General features: G+C 69.8%; 13 protein-coding genes. 9 read left to right on the top strand and 4 right to left on the bottom strand.

Going from position 1 to position 18,811, the window contains the following annotated elements:
* Positions 1-191: 191 nt before the first annotated feature.
* The 3 genes from O3438_RS07865 to O3438_RS07855 all read right to left on the bottom strand — a co-directional run bounded on the left by O3438_RS07865 (position 192) and on the right by O3438_RS07855 (position 3,662).
* On the bottom strand, positions 192-1,487 hold the full coding sequence (locus O3438_RS07865) for a vanadium-dependent haloperoxidase (RefSeq protein ID WP_269679312.1): 1,296 nt from the start codon (positions 1,485-1,487) through the stop codon (positions 192-194).
* A gap of 108 nt (positions 1,488-1,595) precedes the next feature.
* Positions 1,596-2,603, bottom strand: a complete 1,008-nt coding sequence (locus O3438_RS07860; protein WP_269679311.1) for an acetylxylan esterase — start codon at positions 2,601-2,603, stop codon at positions 1,596-1,598.
* A gap of 21 nt (positions 2,604-2,624) precedes the next feature.
* Complete coding sequence (locus O3438_RS07855) at positions 2,625-3,662, bottom strand: LacI family DNA-binding transcriptional regulator (protein ID WP_269679310.1); 1,038 nt, start codon at positions 3,660-3,662, stop codon at positions 2,625-2,627.
* 292 nt (positions 3,663-3,954) lie between these two features.
* Between O3438_RS07855 and O3438_RS07850 the strand changes: the two genes are divergently transcribed.
* The 9 genes from O3438_RS07850 (at position 3,955) to O3438_RS07810 (ending at position 17,898) form a co-directional block, all read left to right on the top strand.
* Entirely contained in the window at positions 3,955-6,321 is a 2,367-nt protein-coding gene (locus O3438_RS07850; protein WP_269679309.1) for a glycoside hydrolase family 3 N-terminal domain-containing protein, read from the top strand.
* 9 nt (positions 6,322-6,330) lie between these two features.
* Positions 6,331-7,317 carry an ABC transporter permease gene (locus O3438_RS07845; protein WP_269679308.1) on the top strand — a complete coding sequence of 329 codons (987 nt, stop codon included), beginning with the start codon at positions 6,331-6,333 and terminating at the stop codon, positions 7,315-7,317.
* Positions 7,314-8,225: a carbohydrate ABC transporter permease gene (locus tag O3438_RS07840; RefSeq protein WP_269679307.1), complete on the top strand. Its 912-nt coding sequence runs from the start codon at positions 7,314-7,316 to the stop codon at positions 8,223-8,225. Before O3438_RS07845 ends, O3438_RS07840 begins: the two co-directional genes overlap by 4 nt.
* A 52-nt stretch (positions 8,226-8,277) precedes the next feature.
* On the top strand, positions 8,278-9,915 hold the full coding sequence (locus tag O3438_RS07835; protein ID WP_269679306.1) for an ABC transporter substrate-binding protein: 1,638 nt from the start codon (positions 8,278-8,280) through the stop codon (positions 9,913-9,915).
* Between the two features lie 117 nt (positions 9,916-10,032).
* Complete coding sequence (locus tag O3438_RS07830) at positions 10,033-10,722, top strand: DUF624 domain-containing protein (protein ID WP_269679305.1); 690 nt, start codon at positions 10,033-10,035, stop codon at positions 10,720-10,722.
* A complete protein-coding gene (locus O3438_RS07825) occupies positions 10,719-12,752 on the top strand; it encodes a beta-galactosidase (protein WP_269679304.1) in 2,034 nt (677 codons plus the stop codon). Before O3438_RS07830 ends, O3438_RS07825 begins: the two co-directional genes overlap by 4 nt.
* The gene (locus O3438_RS07820) at positions 12,749-14,887 is read left to right on the top strand and encodes an alpha-glucuronidase (RefSeq protein WP_269679303.1); all 2,139 of its coding nucleotides are present in this window, start codon (positions 12,749-12,751) and stop codon (positions 14,885-14,887) included. The genes O3438_RS07825 and O3438_RS07820 overlap by 4 nt, the downstream gene beginning before the upstream one ends.
* 263 nt (positions 14,888-15,150) lie before the next feature.
* Positions 15,151-16,476: an extracellular catalytic domain type 1 short-chain-length polyhydroxyalkanoate depolymerase gene (locus tag O3438_RS07815; protein WP_269679302.1), complete on the top strand. Its 1,326-nt coding sequence runs from the start codon at positions 15,151-15,153 to the stop codon at positions 16,474-16,476.
* 39 nt (positions 16,477-16,515) lie between these two features.
* Positions 16,516-17,898, top strand: coding sequence for an endo-1,4-beta-xylanase (locus tag O3438_RS07810; RefSeq protein WP_442929577.1), 1,383 nt, complete (start codon positions 16,516-16,518; stop codon positions 17,896-17,898).
* Positions 17,899-18,091: 193 nt separating this feature from the next.
* Here the strand turns inward: O3438_RS07810 and O3438_RS07805 are convergent, their stop codons facing one another.
* Positions 18,092-18,787 carry a methyltransferase domain-containing protein gene (locus tag O3438_RS07805; protein WP_269679301.1) on the bottom strand — a complete coding sequence of 232 codons (696 nt, stop codon included), beginning with the start codon at positions 18,785-18,787 and terminating at the stop codon, positions 18,092-18,094.
* Positions 18,788-18,811 lie beyond the last annotated feature (24 nt).

Genomic DNA, 18,811 nt, shown 5'->3' with positions numbered 1-18,811 from the left:
TACGACCAGGAGCCCGGACATCGTCACTGGTGGTCGTGGCGCGGTGGCTCGCATCGGTCGGGTGCGGCGAACCGGTGAGCCGTGGCGGAGGTGTGCCCTGCACCTCGCCGACGCACCATAGCGTGTTGTCGCTAACAGCAGCAATGCGCCGCCGAGCCGGCTGAAAGCTCGCGCGACGGAGTCGTGGCTGCCTATGTCAGAGGGCGGAAGTAGTGCCGGACCGCATAGCGGTAGACCTCCTCGCCGATCTTCGCCCCCTCGACGTCGGCGGTCCGGAAGTGGACGCCGCCCCAGACCCGCGCGCCGATGAGTTCGTCGAGCGCTTGCGAGAAGCTGGTGAACCGCCTGGTCGTGCCGGAGTCGGCGCTGGACCCGCTGAACGCGATGTCGTCCCGGCCGAAGAAGTGTCGGTACAGCGACATGCGCGCCCCGGTGCCGCAGGCGTGGCCGGAGGGGTACTCGGGGAAGGGCGGCGTGACGAGCAGCGACTGCCAACCTGGGTCGGCGGCCGTCCTCGGGTTGCCGTCCGTGTCGGCCTGGTGGATCGCGGTGACCGGACGCCAGTAGCTCCAGAAGTCCTTCTGGCTGAAGCACGCCACGCCTGAGTCGGCCACGATGAGGTCGGTCATCGCGAAGAAGCGCGCGGTCTGCAGGGCGTCCAGCTGTTGGGTGGTGGCGAGCTGTCGCTTGATCTCCCAGGAGCCGGATCGTCGGTCGTGCCACCAGATCGCGGCCTCCGTCTGGTCCTGCGTGCGCGCCGTGCTCGTCGCCGAGCCGAACTCCTTCACCTCGTTGAGGTCGCGGGTGTAGGCGCTGCTGGTCAGCCGGGGCGGCTCGGGTGTGCGGAACATCGAGGCACGGGGGACGAGGAACGGCCGCATGTGGCCGGTCCATGCGCCCTGGGACAGGAACAGCGGCGGTGTGGGTCGCCACTGGCCGGGCCCTGTCCCGTGGCTCCACTGCTGATCCCCGAACGCGCCGTCGTCCTGCCGTGCGGCGACCATCGCGGCCGCGGCTCGCGCCCCGATCCTGATGCCGCCCTGCTTCGACCGCCCGTCGCGAATCGTGGCGAGAGCCGCGTCGTACTGTGCCCGAAGCCGCTCCCGCTGATCGGGGAAGAGAGCGGCGAGTACGTCATGGGCGGCGGTGGCGACGGCAGCGTCCACCGACTCGGTCCCGCTCGACGGCGGTGCGGCGAGGTACGGCTGGTACGGGGTGCCGGCGATCGCGTTCAGCGCGTCGTAGACGGCCCCGTTCACCATCGCGAAACTGCGCACCTGCTCGTTCGGTTGCTGGGCCGCGACATCCCAGATTGCCGTCTGGGCGTTCAGGTCCCAGGTGACCACCGGATTGGCGCGACCGGTGCCGGAGGCCGCAGCTGCGGGTGCCGGCCCGGTCATCGTGGAGACGACCAGCGTGCCGAGCGCGATGGTTGCGGGAATGGTGCGTAACCAGATCAGGCGACGTGATTGCTGACGACTCGTCATGATCTCCCCGTCAGTCGAGTGTCGATGCTGGCTGCCGTACGCAGGCGGCGTACGAAGCGCAACCGATGACGACCGAAAGTAACATTGTTGAGCCTCGATGGGTGGTGCCTACACCGTGGACGCGTGAGCTGGATGGAGTGCCGAGTCGAGCCAGCGCAGCTGACGTCGGACGTGGACCGCTTCGCCGCCCTCGTGGCCGTTGAACGGGTACACGTGGATCTCCCGCTCGGGCGGGACGGGCCGACCGTTCGCGGCGCCGTAGTGGTTGTAGGCGGCGAAGGCGGTTCGTGGCGGGCAGACGGTGTCGCGTCGGCCGACCCCGAACTGCACCGGTGCCGTCGCCCGTCGGGCGAAGGTGACCGCATCCACGTAGGACAACGTGCGCCACACGGCCTCCTCGCCCTCCCGGTGCACGGCGAGGTAACGGGCGATCTCGCCGTACGGCGCGAGGTCGGTGAGCTGGACGGCGCGTCGCATGTCGCAGAGGAACGGCGCGGTGGTCAGCACCGCGGCGAGGTCGTCGACGAGGCCGGCCACCGCCAGGGCGAGGCCGCCGCCCTGGCTGTTGCCGACCACGCTGACCCGGTCACTGTCGACCCCGGGCAGAGCGCGGACCGCCTCGACCGCCCGGACCGCGTCGGTGACCAGACGACGGTAGTGGTAGTCGTGCGGGTCGAGGATCCCCCAGGTGACCGGCGAGGGCCCGCCGGGGGCGCCGTGCGGGTCGGGGGTGTCCCCGGCGCCGTACTGCCCGGCCTGACCCCGGTTGTCCATCAACAGGTGCGCGTACCCGGCCACCGGCCAGGTCAGCCGCTCGTGCGGCAGGCCGCGGCCGCGACCGTAGCCGGCGTACTCGACCACGGCCGGCAGAGGTTCCCGAACGCCGGCCGGGCGGGTGTACCAGGCCCGCACGGGGTCGCCGCCGAAGCCGCTGAACGTGACGTCCCAGGAGTCGAGCAACAACAGGTCTGTCGGCTCCGGGCGGACGTCGACGAGCACCGGGCGGGCCGCCGCGTCGACGAGGGTGTCCCGCCAGAACTGGTCGAAGTCGTCGGGCTCGGCGACGTCCGGGGCGTACCGCTGAAGTTCGTCGATGGTGGGGGCGGAGTCAGGCACGGGTCCTCGCAGGGGCCGGGGTCAGCGCGGGTCGGTGGGTGGCGCGGTGCTCTCCCGGACGACCAACTCGGTCACCAGGTCGATCCGGCTGGTCGCCGGCTCGTTGCCTCTGGTCAGGTCGAGCAACATCTGGGTGGCGATGCCGGCCATGTCGCGTAACGGCTGGTTGATCGTGGTGAGGGCCGGGTCGGTCCAGGCGGAGACCGGCAGGTTGTCGTACCCGATCACCGACAGATCCTCGGGCACTCGGAGGCCGCACTGGCGGGCGGCCCGGAGCACCCCCATGGCCTGGATGTCCGAGCCGGCGAAGATCGCCGTGGGTCGGTCCGGTCGGCGCAGGAGTTGCAGGCCGTGAGCGTGGCCGGCGCCGGCGGAGAAACTGCCGTAGCGGACCAGTTCCCGGTCGACCACGATCCCGGCCTCGTCGTGGGCCGACTGGAAGCCGGCCGCCCGGGCGCGGCTGCACAGCACGTCGGGCGGCCCGGAGATGACGGCGATCCTCCGGTGCCCGAGATCCAGGAGGTGCCGGGCGGCGAGCAGGCCGCCGTTCCAGTTGTTCGAGCCGACGGTGGGCACGGAGGCCGAGGTCGCGCTGTCGGTGTCGACGACGACGAACGGTATGCCCTGGCGGCGCAGGTGCTGTTGCTGGGCCTCGGCCAGGTGGGAGAGGACGAACACCACACCCAGGGGCCGGTCGGCGAGCAGCGCCTCCAGCCATCGGGCCGGCGGGCGGTGGGCGCCGTCGAGTTGGGCCACCGACAACCCGACGCCGGCCGCTGTCGTCGCCGCCTCCACACCGCGCAGGATCTCCATCGCCCAACCGGTGTCGAACTCGTGGAACACGAGCTCGATGCGACCGCTGCCGGTGGAGGATCGCCGGGCGCGGCGCTGGTACTGGTGGCGGTCGAGGCTCGCCTCCACGCGGGCTCTGGTGCCGGGGGCGACATCACCACGTCCGTTGAGGACCTTGGACACCGTCGCGACCGAGACGCCGACGTCGTTGGCGATGGTCGCGATGGTGGTGGAGGCGGGTGGGTCGAGTGGGCGGTGCTCCGTCATCGCAGCCTCACGCAACATCCGAAAGTTTCGGCAGACCCTAACACGATCATCCATTCTCGCCAGTCGATGCTGCCCCCCGCCTCGTCGGCTCCGCTCGCCATACGGCTGATGCGCTGGGATGACTCGGGGGTGCCGGCGACGATCGGCGGAGGTCCATGCAAGCCCTTGACACTCATCGATGGGGCACTTAGGTTGCCGAAAAGGTTACGCGGGATTCCGGAAAGTTTCGGATCGTGGGAAAAGTCGGCTGCGAACCGGGCGCGGGATGTGGCCGGAGCTGAGGGGTCTTGGCATGAGAAGTCAGTTGCCCGGGGACAGCGGCGACGCGCCATGGCGCGATTCACGGTTGTCGCCGACCGAACGGGCCGAGGCGCTCGTGCCGATGATGTCGCTGGAGGAGAAGATCGCCCAGCTCGTCGGGGTCTGGGTCGGCGCCGAAGCGACCGGTGAGGGCGTCGCACCGCACCAGTCCGACATGATCAGCGAGACGCCGCAGTGGAGCACCGTCATCCGGTACGGGTTGGGCCAGCTCACCCGACCGTTCGGCACCGCGCCGGTCGACCCGGTGCTCGGCGCCCGGTCGCTGGCCGCCTCGCAGGCGCAGATCGTCGCGGCCAGTCGGTTCGGCATCCCGGCGCAGGTGCACGAGGAATGCCTTACCGGGTTCGCGGCGTGGCGGGCCACCGTCTACCCGACTCCGCTCAGCTGGGGCGCGTCCTTCGACCCCGAGCTGGTCGAGGCCATGGCCGACCGGATCGGGCGCTCCATGCGGGCCGCCGGTGTGCACCAGGGCCTCGCCCCGGTCCTGGACGTCACCCGCGACTACCGCTGGGGGCGCACCGAGGAGACGATCGGCGAGGACCCCTATCTGGTGGGGACGACAGGAGCCGCCTACGTGCGGGGCCTGGAGCGGGCCGGCGTGGTGGCCACGCTGAAACACTTCGCCGGTTACTCGGCCTCCCGTGGGGGACGCAACCTCGCGCCGGTGCCGATGGGCCCCCGGGAGTTGGCCGACGTCATCCTGCCGCCGTTCGAGATGGCGCTGCGCCACGGTGGTGCCCGCTCGGTGATGAACTCCTACGCGGAGATCGACGGTCTGCCCGTCGCCGCCGACCCCGGGTTGCTGACCGGCCTGCTACGCGACGAGTGGGGCTTCACCGGCACCGTCGTCGCCGACTACTTCGCCGTCCGTTTCCTGGAGACGCTGCACGGGGTCGCCGCGGACGCCGCCGACGCCGCCCGGCTCGCCCTGCGCGCCGGCATCGACGTCGAGCTACCCACGGTGGACACCTTCGGTGCGCCGCTGGTGGAGGCGGTACGTCGCGGCGACGTCGATGAGGAACTGATCGACTGCGCGCTGCGGCGGGTCCTGCGCCAGAAGATCGAGCTCGGTCTGCTCGACGAAGGCTGGAAGGAACTGCCCGACGACGTGGCGTCCCTGCGGTTCGACGACGACGTCAGCCAGGACGTGGCCGTACGCCTCGCCCGGCAAGCCGTCGTCCTGCTGCGCAACACCGGTGTCCTTCCGCTGGCCACCGGCGGGCGGGTGGCCCTGGTCGGCCCGCTCGCCGACGATCCGATGGCCATGCTCGGCTGCTACTCGTTCCCCAACCACGTGGGCGTGAACCACAGCGAGTTCGGGATGGGTCTGGACATTCCCTCGCTGCGCGACGAGTTGGCCCGACGCGTCCCGCTGCTCACCCACGAACCCGGCTGCGCCATCACCGGCGAGGACACCTCGGGCATCCCGGCCGCGGTCGCCGCGGCGGCCGACGCCGACGTGTGCGTGCTCGCCGTCGGCGACCGCGCGGGGATGTTCGGCCGGGGCACGTCGGGTGAGGGCTGTGATGCCGCCGACCTGCGGCTACCCGGTGTGCAGGCCGACCTGGTCCGGGCCGTCCTCGCCACCGGCACCCCGGTCGTCCTGGTGCTGATGGCGGGCCGCCCCTACGCGCTCGGGCCGGAGTTCGACGCCGCTGCGGGCGTGGTGCAGGCGTTCTTCCTCGGCCAACTCGGCGGGCAGGCGCTCGCCGAGGTGCTCACCGGCGCGGTCAACCCGTCCGGGCGGTTGCCGGTCAGCGTGCCCCGCGACGCGGGCGGCATGCCGAGCACCTACCTGGCGCCGCCGCTCGGTCGACGCAACAAGGTCTCCTCGATCGACCCGACGCCGAGCTACCCGTTCGGCCACGGGTTGAGCTACACCACCTTCGAGTGGTCCGACGCCAGCATCGTCGAGGCGGCGGACGACGAGCCGGCGGCCTGGCCGGTCGACGGCGAGGTGCGGGTCCGGATCACCGTGGCCAACACCGGTGACCGGGACGGAGCCGAGGTGGTGCAGCTCTACCTGCATGATCCGGTCGCGCAGACCACCCGTCCGGTGGTCCGGCTGGTCGGCTACGCCCGCCTGCCGTTGGCGCCCGGCGAATCGGCACACGTGACGTTCGGGGTGCCGGCCGACGTCGCGTCGTTCACCGGGCTCTCCGGCCGGCGCATCGTCGAGCCCGGCGACGTCGAGCTGCGGTTCGGTCGGTCCAGCGGCGACGTGGTGGCGAGTCTGCCGCTGCGGTTGACCGGCGCCGAGCGCGAGGTCGGCCACCAACGGGAACTGCTCACGTCGGTGCGGATCGAGCCTCTCGTGGCCGTTTCGCAGTCCGCGTAGGGGGCGGCTGTGACATCCACGTTGCGGCCACCCCCGCCGGCGTCGCCGCGCTCGCCGGCGGTTGCCAGCCCCGCCCCCCGCTCGCCGCGCCGCGGCCGGACCTGGCGGCAGGCGCTTCGCCGAGACTGGCAGCTCTACTCTCTGGCGGTCCTGCCGCTACTGTTCTTCCTGATCTTCCGGTACCTGCCGATGCTCGGGAACGTCATCGCCTTCCGGCGCTTCAAGCCGGGCGGCAGCATCTTCGGTGAGTACTGGGTCGGGCTGCGCTACTTCCGGATGTTCCTCACCGACCCGACGTTCTGGGAGGTGTTCACCAACACCCTGGTGCTCGGGGCGCTGACCCTGCTGTTCTGCTTCCCGCTGCCCATCGTGCTGGCGCTGCTGCTCAACGAGGTACGCGCCCGCCGGTTCAAGCGCTTCGTCCAGTCCGTCTCCTACCTGCCGCACTTCCTGTCGATCGTGATCGTGGCGGCGATGATCATGCAGTTGACCTCGATCGAGGGCACGGCCAACCAGATCGTCAGCCTGTTCGGTGGCGACCCGGTGGCGTTCCTCCAGCAACCGGAGTGGTTCCGCAGCATCTACGTCTCGTCCGAGGTCTGGCAGACCGTCGGCTGGGGCACGATCCTCTACCTCGCCGCACTCACCACCATCGACGAGGACCTGTACGAGGCCGCCCGGATCGACGGCGCCGGCCGGCTGCGCCAAACCTGGCACATCACGTTGCCCGGCATCCGCCCGACGATGATGACCCTGCTGATCCTCAACATCGGCAGCTTCCTTGCCGTCGGGTTCGAGAAGATCCTGCTGCTCTACAACCCGTTGACGTACCCGACCGCCGACGTGGTCTCCACCTACCTGTTCCGGATGGGCTTCCAGTCGAGCAACTTCAGCTACGCGGCGGCCATCGGTCTCTTCGAGGCGGTGATCGGGCTGATCCTCGTCCTGTCGGCGAACCTCATCTCCCGTCGCACGGTGGGGACGAGCCTGTGGTGACCTTCGGTACGAAGATCGACGCCCCGAAGACCCGCGGACCCGACGACAGCCGGGGTTACCGGATATTCCGCGTCGTCAACACTGTCGTCCTGCTCGGCGTCGTGGTCGTGACGCTGTACCCGTTCCTCAACATCGTGGCTCGCTCGCTCAGCGAAGAGGCGTACATCATCGCCGGAAAGGTGACCATCGTCCCGCGCGGGTTCGACCTGACCGCGTACAAGCTGGTGATGTCGGACGATCTGTTCTGGACGAACTACCGCAACACAGTGGTCTACACGGTGGTCGCCACGCTCATCTCCATCGTGCTGACCACCTGTTACGCGTACGTGCTGTCCAAGCCGCAGCTCAAGGGGCGCGCCTTCCTCGTCGGGGTCGCGCTGTTCACCATGTTCTTCTCCGGCGGTCTGATCCCCAACTACGTGCTCGTCACCAGCCTCGGCATGAAGAACACCATCTGGGCCGTGGTGATCCCCAACGCCATCAGTGTGTTCAACCTGCTGGTCATGAAGGCGTTCTTCGAGAGCCTGCCGACCGAGTTGGAGGAGGCGGCAGCGGTCGACGGGCTGAACACGTACGGCATCCTGTGGCGGATCGTGCTGCCGCTCTCGAAGGCGATCATCGCGACGATGGTGCTCTTCTACGCGGTCTCCTTCTGGAACTCGTGGTTCGCCGCGTTCCTCTACATGGACCAGCAGGACCTGCTGCCGGTCACCGTCTACCTGCGCAACCTGATCGCGGGTGCCACCGACGCACAGCAGTCAGGCGCGGCCGCGGCCGACGTCGTGCAGGCCGCGGCCACACTCCAGGCCGTGACGATCGTGCTCACCACCCTGCCCATCCTGGCGGTCTACCCCTTCGTCCAGCGGTACTTCGTCCGCGGCGTGATGCTCGGCGCGGTAAAGGGATGACGTCGGACTCCGCACCGCTTCCACCGAAACCCCACCACCGAAAGGACGAGCCATGCTCCACAAGCCGTGGCGCCGCGTGGCGGTAGCCACCGCGGGTCTGCTCGCGCTCACCCTCATCTCCGCCTGTTCCGAGGACCCCGGCGAGTCGAAGGACCTGTCCGAGAACCGGGTCGGCGCGATGGAAAAGTACGGTGTCGGCGACCAGTTCAAGGCCACCGAGGCGCTCTCCTTCTCCACCCTCTACAACAACCACACGTTCTACCCGCTCAAGGAGGACTGGCTGTTCTGGTCCGAGTTGACCAAGCGGACCAACGTCAAGATCGATCCGGTGGCGGTACCGCTGAGCGACTACGAGCAGAAGCGCAGCCTGCTGATCGGCGCCGGCGACGCCCCGCTGATCATTCCGAAGACCTACCACCCGCAGGAGGACGCGTTCGTGTCCTCCGGGGCGATTCTCCCGGTGAGCGACTACCTGGACCTGATGCCCAACCTCAAGGACAAGATCACCAAGTGGAGCCTCCAGCCGGAGATCGACAACCTGCGGCAGGCCGACGGTAAGTTCTACCTGCTGCCCGGCCTGCACGAGAAGCCCACCCAGGACTACACGGTGCTGGTCCGCACCGACATCATGCAGGAGCTCAACCTGCCGACCCCGAAGACCTGGGACGACCTGTACGCGGTGCTCAAGGCGATGAAGGCGAAGTACCCGAACGTCTACCCGTACTCCGACCTCTTCAGCAAGCCCAACCCGACCGGCGCCCTGCTGGGCATCCTCGGCTCGTCGCACGGCACCTACGCGGGCTGGGACTTCCAGCACGCCACCTGGGACCCGACGGCGAAGAAGTTCACCTACACCGGCTCGTCGGAGCAGTACAAGCAGGTGGTCACGTACCTGCACAAGCTCGTCTCCGAAGGGCTGCTCGACCCGGAGAGCTTCACCCAGACCGACGACCAGGCACGCCAGAAGCTCGCCAACGGCAAGTCCTTCGTGGTCACCGGCAACGCGCAGACGCTTGTCAACAACCACCGTCCCGACCTGGCCAAGACCCTGCCGAACGCGAAGATGGCCAAGATCCCGTTGCCGATCGGCCCGGCCGGCGAGGTCAACCCGTTCCCCCGGTTGGAGAACGGCATCATGATCTCCTCGAAGGCCCGGGAGAGCAAGAACTTCGTGGCCATGATGCAGTTCATCGACTGGTTGTGGTATTCGGATGCCGGCCTGGAGTTCGCCCGCTGGGGCATCGAGGGCACCACCTTCACCAAGGACGCCTCCGGCAAGCGCACGCTCGATCCCGGCATCGACTTCCTCGGCCTCCACCCGAAGGCGCCCAAGCACCTGCAGAAGGACTTCGGCTTCCACAACGGCGTCTTCGCCTACGGCGGCACGCCCGACCTGGTCCGTGGGTTCTTCTCGCCGGAGGAGCTGGAGTTCCAGAAGGTGATGGACGCCCGCAAGCCGAGGGCGGTCCCGCCGCCGCGCCCGTTCACCGACGAGGAGCGCGAGCAGGTGTCGCTCTGGGAGACCCCGCTGAAGGACTTCGTCACCCAGAACACGTTGAAGTTCGCCCTCGGCCAGCGGCCCCTCAGCGAGTGGGACGCGTACGTGGCCGAGCTGAAGTCCAAGAACTCCGAGCAGTACATCGACCTGGTCAACAAGGCATACGAGAGGTTCCAGAAGAACAACGGCTGATCGACGCGGTGTCCGGTCGGGCGGTGTCACCCGCCCGACCGGACACCCGGCGACCACCGGCCGATGCGAGGGGCGTGGCCCGCCCGCTCCCCGGCGGAACGACCAGAAGGAGCGACAGTGAGTGGGGCGGCCCAGACCTGGCGACAGTTCGGCGACGGACCACTGTCGCGGATCACCTCACGCGTCTACATCCTGCTCGTGGTCGAGCTGCTCCTGCTGCTGACCACACTGCCCGGCCTGCTTCCGCTGCTGGTACTCGGTCGCGACCCCAGCAACCTGCCCCTGGCCGCGCTGTTCCTGGTGCCGGTCGGCCCGGCGATCTCCGCAGCCCTGTACGCACTGCGGCACCAGCGGACCGACCTCACCGACCTGCGTCCCGCCGCACTGTTCTGGCGCGGTTACCGGACGAACGTGTCCGGCGTGCTGCGCGTCTGGGTGCCGACGCTGGTGTGGCTGGCCGTCCTCGCCATGAACCTCGCCTACCGGGACGCTGTCGGCCTCGCGAGCTGGTGGTCGGTGCCGCTGGTACTGCTCGCGGTGGGGGTGACACTCTGCGCTGCCAACGCTCTGGTGATCACCTCGCTGTTCGACTTCCGCACCCGTGACGTACTCCGGCTGGCCGTGCACTTCCTGGTGCGTACCCCAGCTGTCACGGTCGGCACCGCGTTGCTGCTGGCGGCGGCGACCGGCGTCACCGCGGTCTTCTCCGAGGCGGTGCTGGCGATGCTCGGTTCGGTACTGGTCCTGGCGCTTCTGCGCGTGGCTGACCCGATGGTCGACCTGATCCGGAAGGAGTTCGCCGAATGAGCCTGCCCGTCACCGCCAAGGTGCCCTTCGGAGGCGACTACAACCCGGAGCAGTGGCCCGAGGACGTGTGGAAACAGGACCACCGCCTCTTCGACAGCGCCCGGATCGACCTGGTCACCCTCGGCGTGTTCGACTGGGCGCTCACCCAGCCCGCCGAGGACGTGTACGACTTCTCGCTGCTGGACCGGATCGTGGAACGGGCCGCCGCCGAGGGGCGCGGCATCTGCCTGGCGACCGGCACCGGCGCCCACCCGGCCTGGTTGGCGAAGGCGTACCCGGAGGTGACCCGCACCGACTTCGAGGGTCGCAAGCGCCGCTTCGGTCAGCGACACAACTCCTGCCCTAGCTCCCCGGTCTACCGCCGACTCTCGGTCGAGTTGGCTCGCCGGGTCGCCCGCCGCTACGCCGAGACCCCGGCGGTCGTCGCGTGGCACGTGGGCAACGAGTACGGCGGCGCCTGCTACTGCGATCTGTGCGCGGCGGGCTTCCGGGGCTGGCTGCGTAACCGCTACGGCACCCTCGACGACCTGAACGCGGCCTGGTACACGACCTTCTGGTCGCACACCTTCACCGACTGGAACCAGATCGAACCACCGTCGGCGTTGACGGAGCACTGGCGCGGCCCGGATCACACGGCGTTCCAGGGCATCACCCTGGACTACCTGCGGTTCTCCTCCGACGCCATGCTGACCAACTTCCACGACGAGAAGGCGGCCATCCGCGAGTCCAGCCCCACGCTGCCGGTGACGACCAACTTCATGGGCATGTACCGGCCGATCGACTACCACCGCTGGGCGGCGCACCTGGACTTCGCCTCGTGGGACAACTACCCGCCGGACGACGAGTCCGCGGCCCGGATGGCGTTGACCCACGACCTGATGCGAGGGCTCAAGGGCGGCCAGCCGTTCTGGCTGATGGAGCAGTCCCCGGGCGTGACCGCGTGCCGCGACGTCAACCCGCTGAAGCGGCCCGGCCTCATGCGGCTGTGGAGTTGGCAGGCGGTGGCGCACGGCGCCGACGCGGTGCTGTTCTTTCAACTGCGCGCCTCCCGGGGCGCCAGCGAGAAGTACCACGGCGCGGTCATCGGCCACGCCGGCCGCTCCGACACCCGCGTGTTCCGGGAGGTCGCCGAGTTGGGTGCCGAGCTGGACCGCCTCGGCTCGGCGTCGTTGGGCGCGCGGACGCCGGCCCGGGTGGCGCTGCTCTTCGACTGGGACAGCTGGTGGGCGTTGGAGATCTCCGACGGGCCGTCCCGGCTGGTCCGCTACCAGGAGGTGGTGCTCGCGTACCACCGGGCGCTCTGGGACGCCGGAGTCGACCTGGACGTCGTCGCGGTGACCGCCGACCTGTCCGGCTACGACGTGGTCGTCGCGCCGGCCCTGCACATGCTCAAGGGCGACCTGCCGCAGCGCCTGGAGGACGTGGCGGCGCGCGGCGGGTCGGTGCTGACCACCTACCTGTCGGGTCGGGTGGACGAGAACGACCAGGCCTTCCTGATGGACGTGCCGGGCCCGCTCGGGCAGCTGATGGGTGTCCGGGTCGACGAGTGGGACGCGCGGGGGCCGGAGGTGGTCAACCCGGTCCGCCTCGGCGACGGCGACGGGCAGGTCGACGTCGAGGCGCGACTGCTGTTCGAGCTGGTGATTCCGCAGGGCGCGCAGGTGGTCGGCACCTACCAGGCCGACTTCTACGCGGGCACACCTGCGGTGACCCGCAATCCCTTCGGCGCGGGCGACGGCTGGTACGTGGCGGCCGGCCTGGACCAGGTGGGGGTGTCCTGGGTGGTTCGGCAGGTGCTCGCGCGGCACGACGTGCTCGGGCCGTACCCGGACGTCGCGGACCTGGAATCCGCCGTCCGGGTCGCGCCGGACGGGTCGCGGCTGCTGTTCCTGCTCAACCACCGGGCCGACCCGGTCGAGGTGACCGCCCGTCGCGGCGGGGTCGACCTGCTCACCGGTGACCAGACCGTGACCGGCTCAACCCTGCGCCTGCCGGCGTACGGAGTCGTGGTGCTGAAGGAGGACCTGTGAACGCCGACGAGTCGGTCCACCTGGAGCAGCTGATGTTCGTCGACGATCCGATGGAACCCAACGAGCCACGCGTGCACCCGGCCTGGCTGCCTCCGGAGGCGTTCCGGTCGCTCGGCGCACGCCGCGTCCTGGTCCACGGCGACGGGCTGCTCGTCGACACCGTGCTGCACGAGGTATCGCGCGCCTGCGCACGCTACGGCGGGCGAGTGTGGCACTCCCCGTCCTGGGACGTCGACGTGGACCTCGTGTTCGCCCTCCGCGGCGCCGACGAGTCACCCAGCTCGGCGGTGCGGGCGGCACGGTCGGCGGGGGAGGTGGCGTTGACCGAGATCGGCGACGGGGCGTCGCTCGGCGACGAGGGGTTCCTGCTGGCCCGCGACGGCGACGTGACGGTGGTGCTGGCCGACGCGCCCGCCGGCCTGCTCTACGGACTGTTCCACGTGGTCCGGCTCTGTGCGGCCGCGTTCGACCCCGAGCGCCCACCGGAGCGGCACCGGCCGGCGCTGCGCCGGCGGATGCTGGACCACTGGGACAACGTGGCCGTGCATCCGGTGATGGGCCAGGTCGAACGGGGGTACGCGGGCGGTTCGATCTTCTGGCGGGACGGCCGCCCGCGCGGTGACCTGGCCCGGATCCGGGAGTACGGGCGGCTGTTGGCCGCCAGCGGTGTCAACGCGATCTCGGTGAACAACGTCAACGTCGCCCGGACCGAGGCGCTGCTGCTCACCGACCGGCTCGGCGACGTCGCCGAGATCGCGGACGTGCTGCGTCCGTACCACATCCGGGTGCACCTGTCGGTCACCTTCGCCGCGCCGGTGGTCCTCGGCGGCCTGTCGACCGCCGACCCCCTGGACGAGGGGGTGCGGGCCTGGTGGGCCGCGACCACCCGCACGGTGTACGACCGCATCCCGGACTTCGGTGGCTACGTGGTGAAGGCCGACTCGGAGGGTCAACCGGGCCCGTTCACCTACGGACGTGACCACGCCGACGGGGCGAACATGCTGGCCGAGGCGCTGGCTCCGCTCGGGGGAGTGGTGCACTGGCGGGCGTTCGTCTACAACCACCACCAGGACTGGCGGGACCGGTCCACCGACCGGGCGCGCGCCGCGTACGATCACTTCGCCCCCCTCGACGGCCGCTTCCGCACCAACGTGGTCGTGCAGGTGAAGTTCGGTCCGGTGGACTTCCAGACCCGGGAACCGGTCTCCCCGGTGATCGCCGCGATGCCGGCCACCCGGATCGCCGTGGAGTTGCAGGTCACCCAGGAGTACACCGGCCAGCAACGGCACGTCTGCCACCTCGGCCCGTGGTGGAGCGAGGTGCTGCGGTTCGCGCCCTGGGGTCCGGACGGACGGGCGCTGGCGGACGTGGCGGCGGGCGAGTCGGGCGTGGGCGGCGGCCTGGTCGCGGTCGCCAACGTGGGCGACGACCTCTTCTGGACCGGGCATCCGTTGGCGCAGGCCAACCTGTACACGTTCGGCCGGCTGGCCTGGGATCCCCGGCGGGACCCCACTGCCGTCCTCGACGAGTGGATCACGCTGACCTTCCCGCCGTCGGCGACCGCCGACCCGGACCTGGTGCGGCGGGCGCTGCACGAGATCATGGACGACTCCTGGCGCACCTACGAGCGGTACACCGCACCGCTGGGCGTCGGCTTCATGGTCAACCCCGGCGACCACTACGGCCCCGGCGTCGACGGGTACGAGTACACGCGGTGGGGCACCTACCACTTCGCCGACCGGGACGGTGTCGGTGTGGATCGCACCCGCGCGTCGGGCACCGGTTTCACCGGCCAGTACCCGCCGTACTGGGCGGAGGCGTACGAGTCGCTGGAGACCTGCCCGGACGAGCTGTTGCTCTTCTTCCACCACGTGCCGTACGGGCACGTCCTGCACAGCGGGTCGACAGTCATCCAGCACATCTACGACACCCACTTCGCCGGCGTCGAGGAGGTGACGGCAATGCGGCGGCGGTGGCTGACCCTGAACGGGATGATCGACCCGGCCGTGTACGAGCGGGTGGCCGAACGCCTGGACGAGCAGGTGCGGTGTGCCACCGAGTGGCGTGACCAGATCAACACGTACTTCTACCGGAAGTCCGGGGTGCCCGACGAGCGGGGGCGGGACATCTACTGACCCGAGCGGGGAGCCCTCCGGCACGTTCCGAGAACGTGCCGGAAACTGCTCGCCGGCAGCCGGCGGCAGTGGTCTCCGCCGAAAGCCATCGACGCGCAGGTGACCCCGGAAACCGTTGCGGCGAAAGGTTTCCGGAAGTCTTGACAATCGAGGTGCCTCGATTGAAGCTGGCATGGTCACGCGAGCCGCGGTCAAGGTCGGGCGAAGGGCAGTCCTCGACTTAAGTCCCCTTCCACGCGCCTTTTTCGCAAGGGATCGCGCCCATGACACTGAAGACCCGGATGCTTGGCGTCCTCATGGCGGCCGTGACACTGGCCGCCGCCGCGCTGACGTTCGCCGCGCCGGCGTCGGCGGCGACGCTGACGCAGGTGACCAACTTCGGCACCAACCCCACCAACCTGCAGATGCACCTCTACGTCCCGGACCGGGTGGCGTCCCGGCCGGGGATCCTCCTGGCCCTGCACTACTGCACCGGCACCGGCCCGGCGTTCCACTCGGGCACGCAGTACGCGTCCCTCGCCGACCGGTACGGGTTCATCGTGATCTACCCGTCGGCGACCCGCAGCAGCAAGTGCTGGGACGTGTACTCGCCCCAGGCGCTACGCCGTGGCGGCGGCAGCGACCCGGTCGGCCTCATGTCGATGGTCGACTACGTGCGGCAGCGGTATTCCGCCGACCCCACGCGGATCTTCGCGACCGGCACCTCGTCGGGGGCGATGATGACCAACGTCATGCTCGGCGTCTACCCGGACGTCTTCGCGGCCGGCGCGTCCTTCGCCGGGGTGCCGTTCGCCTGCTTCGCCACCGGCGGCACCTCCGAGTGGAACAGCCAGTGCGCGAACGGGCAGCTCATCAGGACCGCACAGCAGTGGGGTGACCTGGTCCGCGAGGCGTACCCAGGCTACAGCGGCCAGCGGCCCCGGATGCAGATCTGGCACGGCACCAACGACGACACGCTGCGCTACCCGAACTTCGGCGAGCAGGTCAAGCAGTGGACCAACGTGCACGGGCTGAGCCAGACCCCGACGTATACCGACTCGCCGCAGTCCGGCTACACCCGCACGCGGTACGGCAGCAGCGGCCCGATGGCCCCGGTCGAGGCGATCAGCATGCAGGGCGTCACGCACAACATCCCGGTCGACGCGGCGCAGGTGATCCGCTTCTTCGGCCTGGACGGCACCGCCCCGCCGACGACGCCGCCTCCGACCACCCCACCGCCGACGACGCCACCCCCGACCACTCCGCCTCCGACGACGCCGCCCCCGAGCGACGGTGCCTGCCGGGTCGGCTACACGGTCAACGCCTGGAACACCGGTCTCACCGCGAGCGTGACCATCACCAACACCGGCTCCGCTGCCGTGAACGGGTGGGCGTTGACCTTCACGCTGCCCAGCGGACAGCGCATCACCAGCGGCTGGAACGCCCAGTACGCGCCGACGAGCGGAGCGGTCACCGCCCGCAACGTCTCCTACAACTCCACGATCGCCCCGAACGCGTCGGTCGAGATCGGCTTCCAGGCCACGCACGAAGGCGGCAGCGGCAAGCCCTCGTCGTTCGCCCTCAACGGTGCCGCCTGTTCGGTGTCCTGATTGTCCTTCCCACCCACCACACAGAAGGAGTCGCCCGAGATGAAGAGAACCAGATGGAAGGTGGCATCGAGAGCCGCCGTGGCGCTGACCGGAGTGGGCGCCCTCGCCGCCGGCATGGCGCTGTTCATGACGGCACCGGCCGCCGCCGGGACGACACTCGGCGCGTCCGCCGCCGAGAAGGGTCGGTACTTCGGCGCGGCGGTGGCGGCGTTCAAGCTGTCCGACTCGGCGTACACGACGATCTTGAACCGTGAGTTCAACTCGGTGACGCCCGAGAACGAGATGAAGATGAACGCCACCGAGCCCCAGCAGGGGCGCTTCAGCTACACCGACGCCGACCGGATCGTCAGTCACGCCCGCAGCCGGGGCATGAGCGTGCGGGGTCACACCCTCGCCTGGCACTCGCAGCAGCCGGGGTGGATGGAGAGCATGAGCGGCAGCGCGCTGCGCTCGGCGATGCTCAACCACGTCACCCAGGTGGCCACTCACTTCCGTGGTCAGGTGGTCGCGTGGGACGTGGTGAACGAGGCGTTCGCCGACGGCAGCTCCGGTGGCCGCCGCGACTCCAACCTCCAGCGCACCGGCAACGACTGGATCGAGGCGGCGTTCCGGGCCGCCCGCGCCGCGGACCCGGGCGCGAAGCTCTGCTACAACGACTACAACACCGACAACTGGACGCACGCGAAGACGCAGGGCGTCTACAACATGGTCCGCGACTTCAAGGCGCGCGGCGTGCCGATCGACTGCGTCGGGTTCCAGTCGCACTTCAACAACGACTCCCCGTACGTCAGCAACTACCGCACCACCCTGTCGAGCTTCGCGGCGCTCGGTGTGGACGTGCAGATCACCGAGCTGGACATCCAGGGCGCGTCGCCGAACACGTACCGCAGCGTGGTGGAGGACTGCCTCGCCGTCTCGCGCTGCACCGGGATCACGGTGTGGGGCATCCGGGACAGTGACTCGTGGCGTTCCAACCAGACCCCGTTGCTGTTCAACAGCAACGGCTCGAAGAAGCCGGCGTACGACGCGGTGCTCGCCGCTCTGAACAGCGGCACCACGCCGACCGACCCGCCGCCCACCACCACGCCGCCGCCGACCGACCCGCCGCCCACCACGCCGCCCCCGGGCTCGGGTGACTGCACCGCGACGGTGTCGGTGAACCAGTGGAACGGTGGGTTCGTGGCGAACGTGCGGGTGACCGCCGGCTCGTCGGCGCTCAACGGCTGGACGGTGACGATCGCGCTGCCGTCGGGCGCGTCGGTCACCAACGCGTGGAGCGCCGACCGCAGCGGTAACACCGGCACCACGAACTGGCGCAACGTGGCCTACAACGGTCAGGTCGGTGCCGGGCAGTCCACCGAGTTCGGGTTCCAGGCCAACGGCACCGCCGGCAGCCTGAGCCCCACCTGCTCCGCAGGGTAGAACCCAGTGGGCCGGTGCGGAGGCGGTCCCGCCCCCGCACCGGCCCCACCTCTGCCCCCGGTGATCAAGAGGTTTGCGTCACGACACGCCAGGCGGGATGACGCAAACCTCTTGATCACCGGGGTTGCGGGGCCGGGGGTGCGGGTGGGGCCGGGGGTGCGGGTGGGGCCGGGGGGGGCACCGAGTTCCGGTGTCACGCCTGGGCGGCGACGAGGAACATCGGCACGGCGACGAGGATCCGGTTCGTTAGGGCGCGCTCGGCCTGCTCGGCGAGCCAGGTCTCCTCCCCGGTGATCCGTTGCAACAGGCCGAGCGCGGTGTCGTCGGTGAACACCGTGGTGTGCACCTCGACGGTCGGGTCGGTGAAGCCGGCGTCGAGGAGCAGGCTGCGATACCTGCGGGCGATGCGCGGCGACGGGAGCGAGTCCGCCTTCGCGTGGACCAGCCGACGGGTGGTCTCCGGCTGGTCCGAGTCGATGGCGATCAGGTCCCAGTCCTGGCCGAGCAGTACGGCCCGGCCGCCCGGTGTGAGCACCCGCCGTGCCTCGGCCACGGCCCGCTCCGGGTCGTCGAGCACGTGCAACACCTTGTCCGCCCGGTAGTACGTGGCCGACCCGGTTGGGAACGGCAACTCGCTGGCGTCGCCGACATGGAACTCGCCGGCAGGCCAGCGCTCCCGCGCCACGGCGATCATCTCGGGGTCGACGTCGACGCCGAGCGCGTGGGCGCCGCGCTCGGCCAACTCGGCGACGGCGCGGCCACTGCCACAGCCCATGTCGATGACGGTTCGGCCGGTGAGGTCGCCGAGCAACTCGTAGGAACGGGCACGCAGGGCGACGGCCGCGGGTTCGTTCTCGATGGCATCGAGGACAGCTAAGAGACTGGACATGCCCGTCAGGGTGGGACCTAATGT

Source organism: Micromonospora sp. WMMC250, assembly GCF_027460215.1.
Classification (GTDB): Bacteria; Actinomycetota; Actinomycetes; order Mycobacteriales; family Micromonosporaceae; genus Micromonospora; species Micromonospora taraxaci.
This window is presented reverse-complemented; position numbering and strand designations above follow the sequence as displayed.

What these genes read in the sequence shown, in the direction of transcription:
- O3438_RS07865 (WP_269679312.1), bottom strand. Translation starts at nt 1,487, where the DNA reads ATGACGAGTCGTCAGCAATCACGTCGCCTGATCTGGTTACGCACCATT.
- O3438_RS07855 (WP_269679310.1), bottom strand. Translation starts at nt 3,662, where the DNA reads ATGACGGAGCACCGCCCACTCGACCCACCCGCCTCCACCACCATCGCG.
- O3438_RS07850 (WP_269679309.1), top strand. Translation starts at nt 3,955, where the DNA reads ATGAGAAGTCAGTTGCCCGGGGACAGCGGCGACGCGCCATGGCGCGAT.
- O3438_RS07835 (WP_269679306.1), top strand. Translation starts at nt 8,278, where the DNA reads ATGCTCCACAAGCCGTGGCGCCGCGTGGCGGTAGCCACCGCGGGTCTG.
- O3438_RS07825 (WP_269679304.1), top strand. Translation starts at nt 10,719, where the DNA reads ATGAGCCTGCCCGTCACCGCCAAGGTGCCCTTCGGAGGCGACTACAAC.
- O3438_RS07815 (WP_269679302.1), top strand. Translation starts at nt 15,151, where the DNA reads ATGACACTGAAGACCCGGATGCTTGGCGTCCTCATGGCGGCCGTGACA.
- O3438_RS07810 (WP_442929577.1), top strand. Translation starts at nt 16,516, where the DNA reads ATGAAGAGAACCAGATGGAAGGTGGCATCGAGAGCCGCCGTGGCGCTG.
- O3438_RS07805 (WP_269679301.1), bottom strand. Translation starts at nt 18,787, where the DNA reads ATGTCCAGTCTCTTAGCTGTCCTCGATGCCATCGAGAACGAACCCGCG.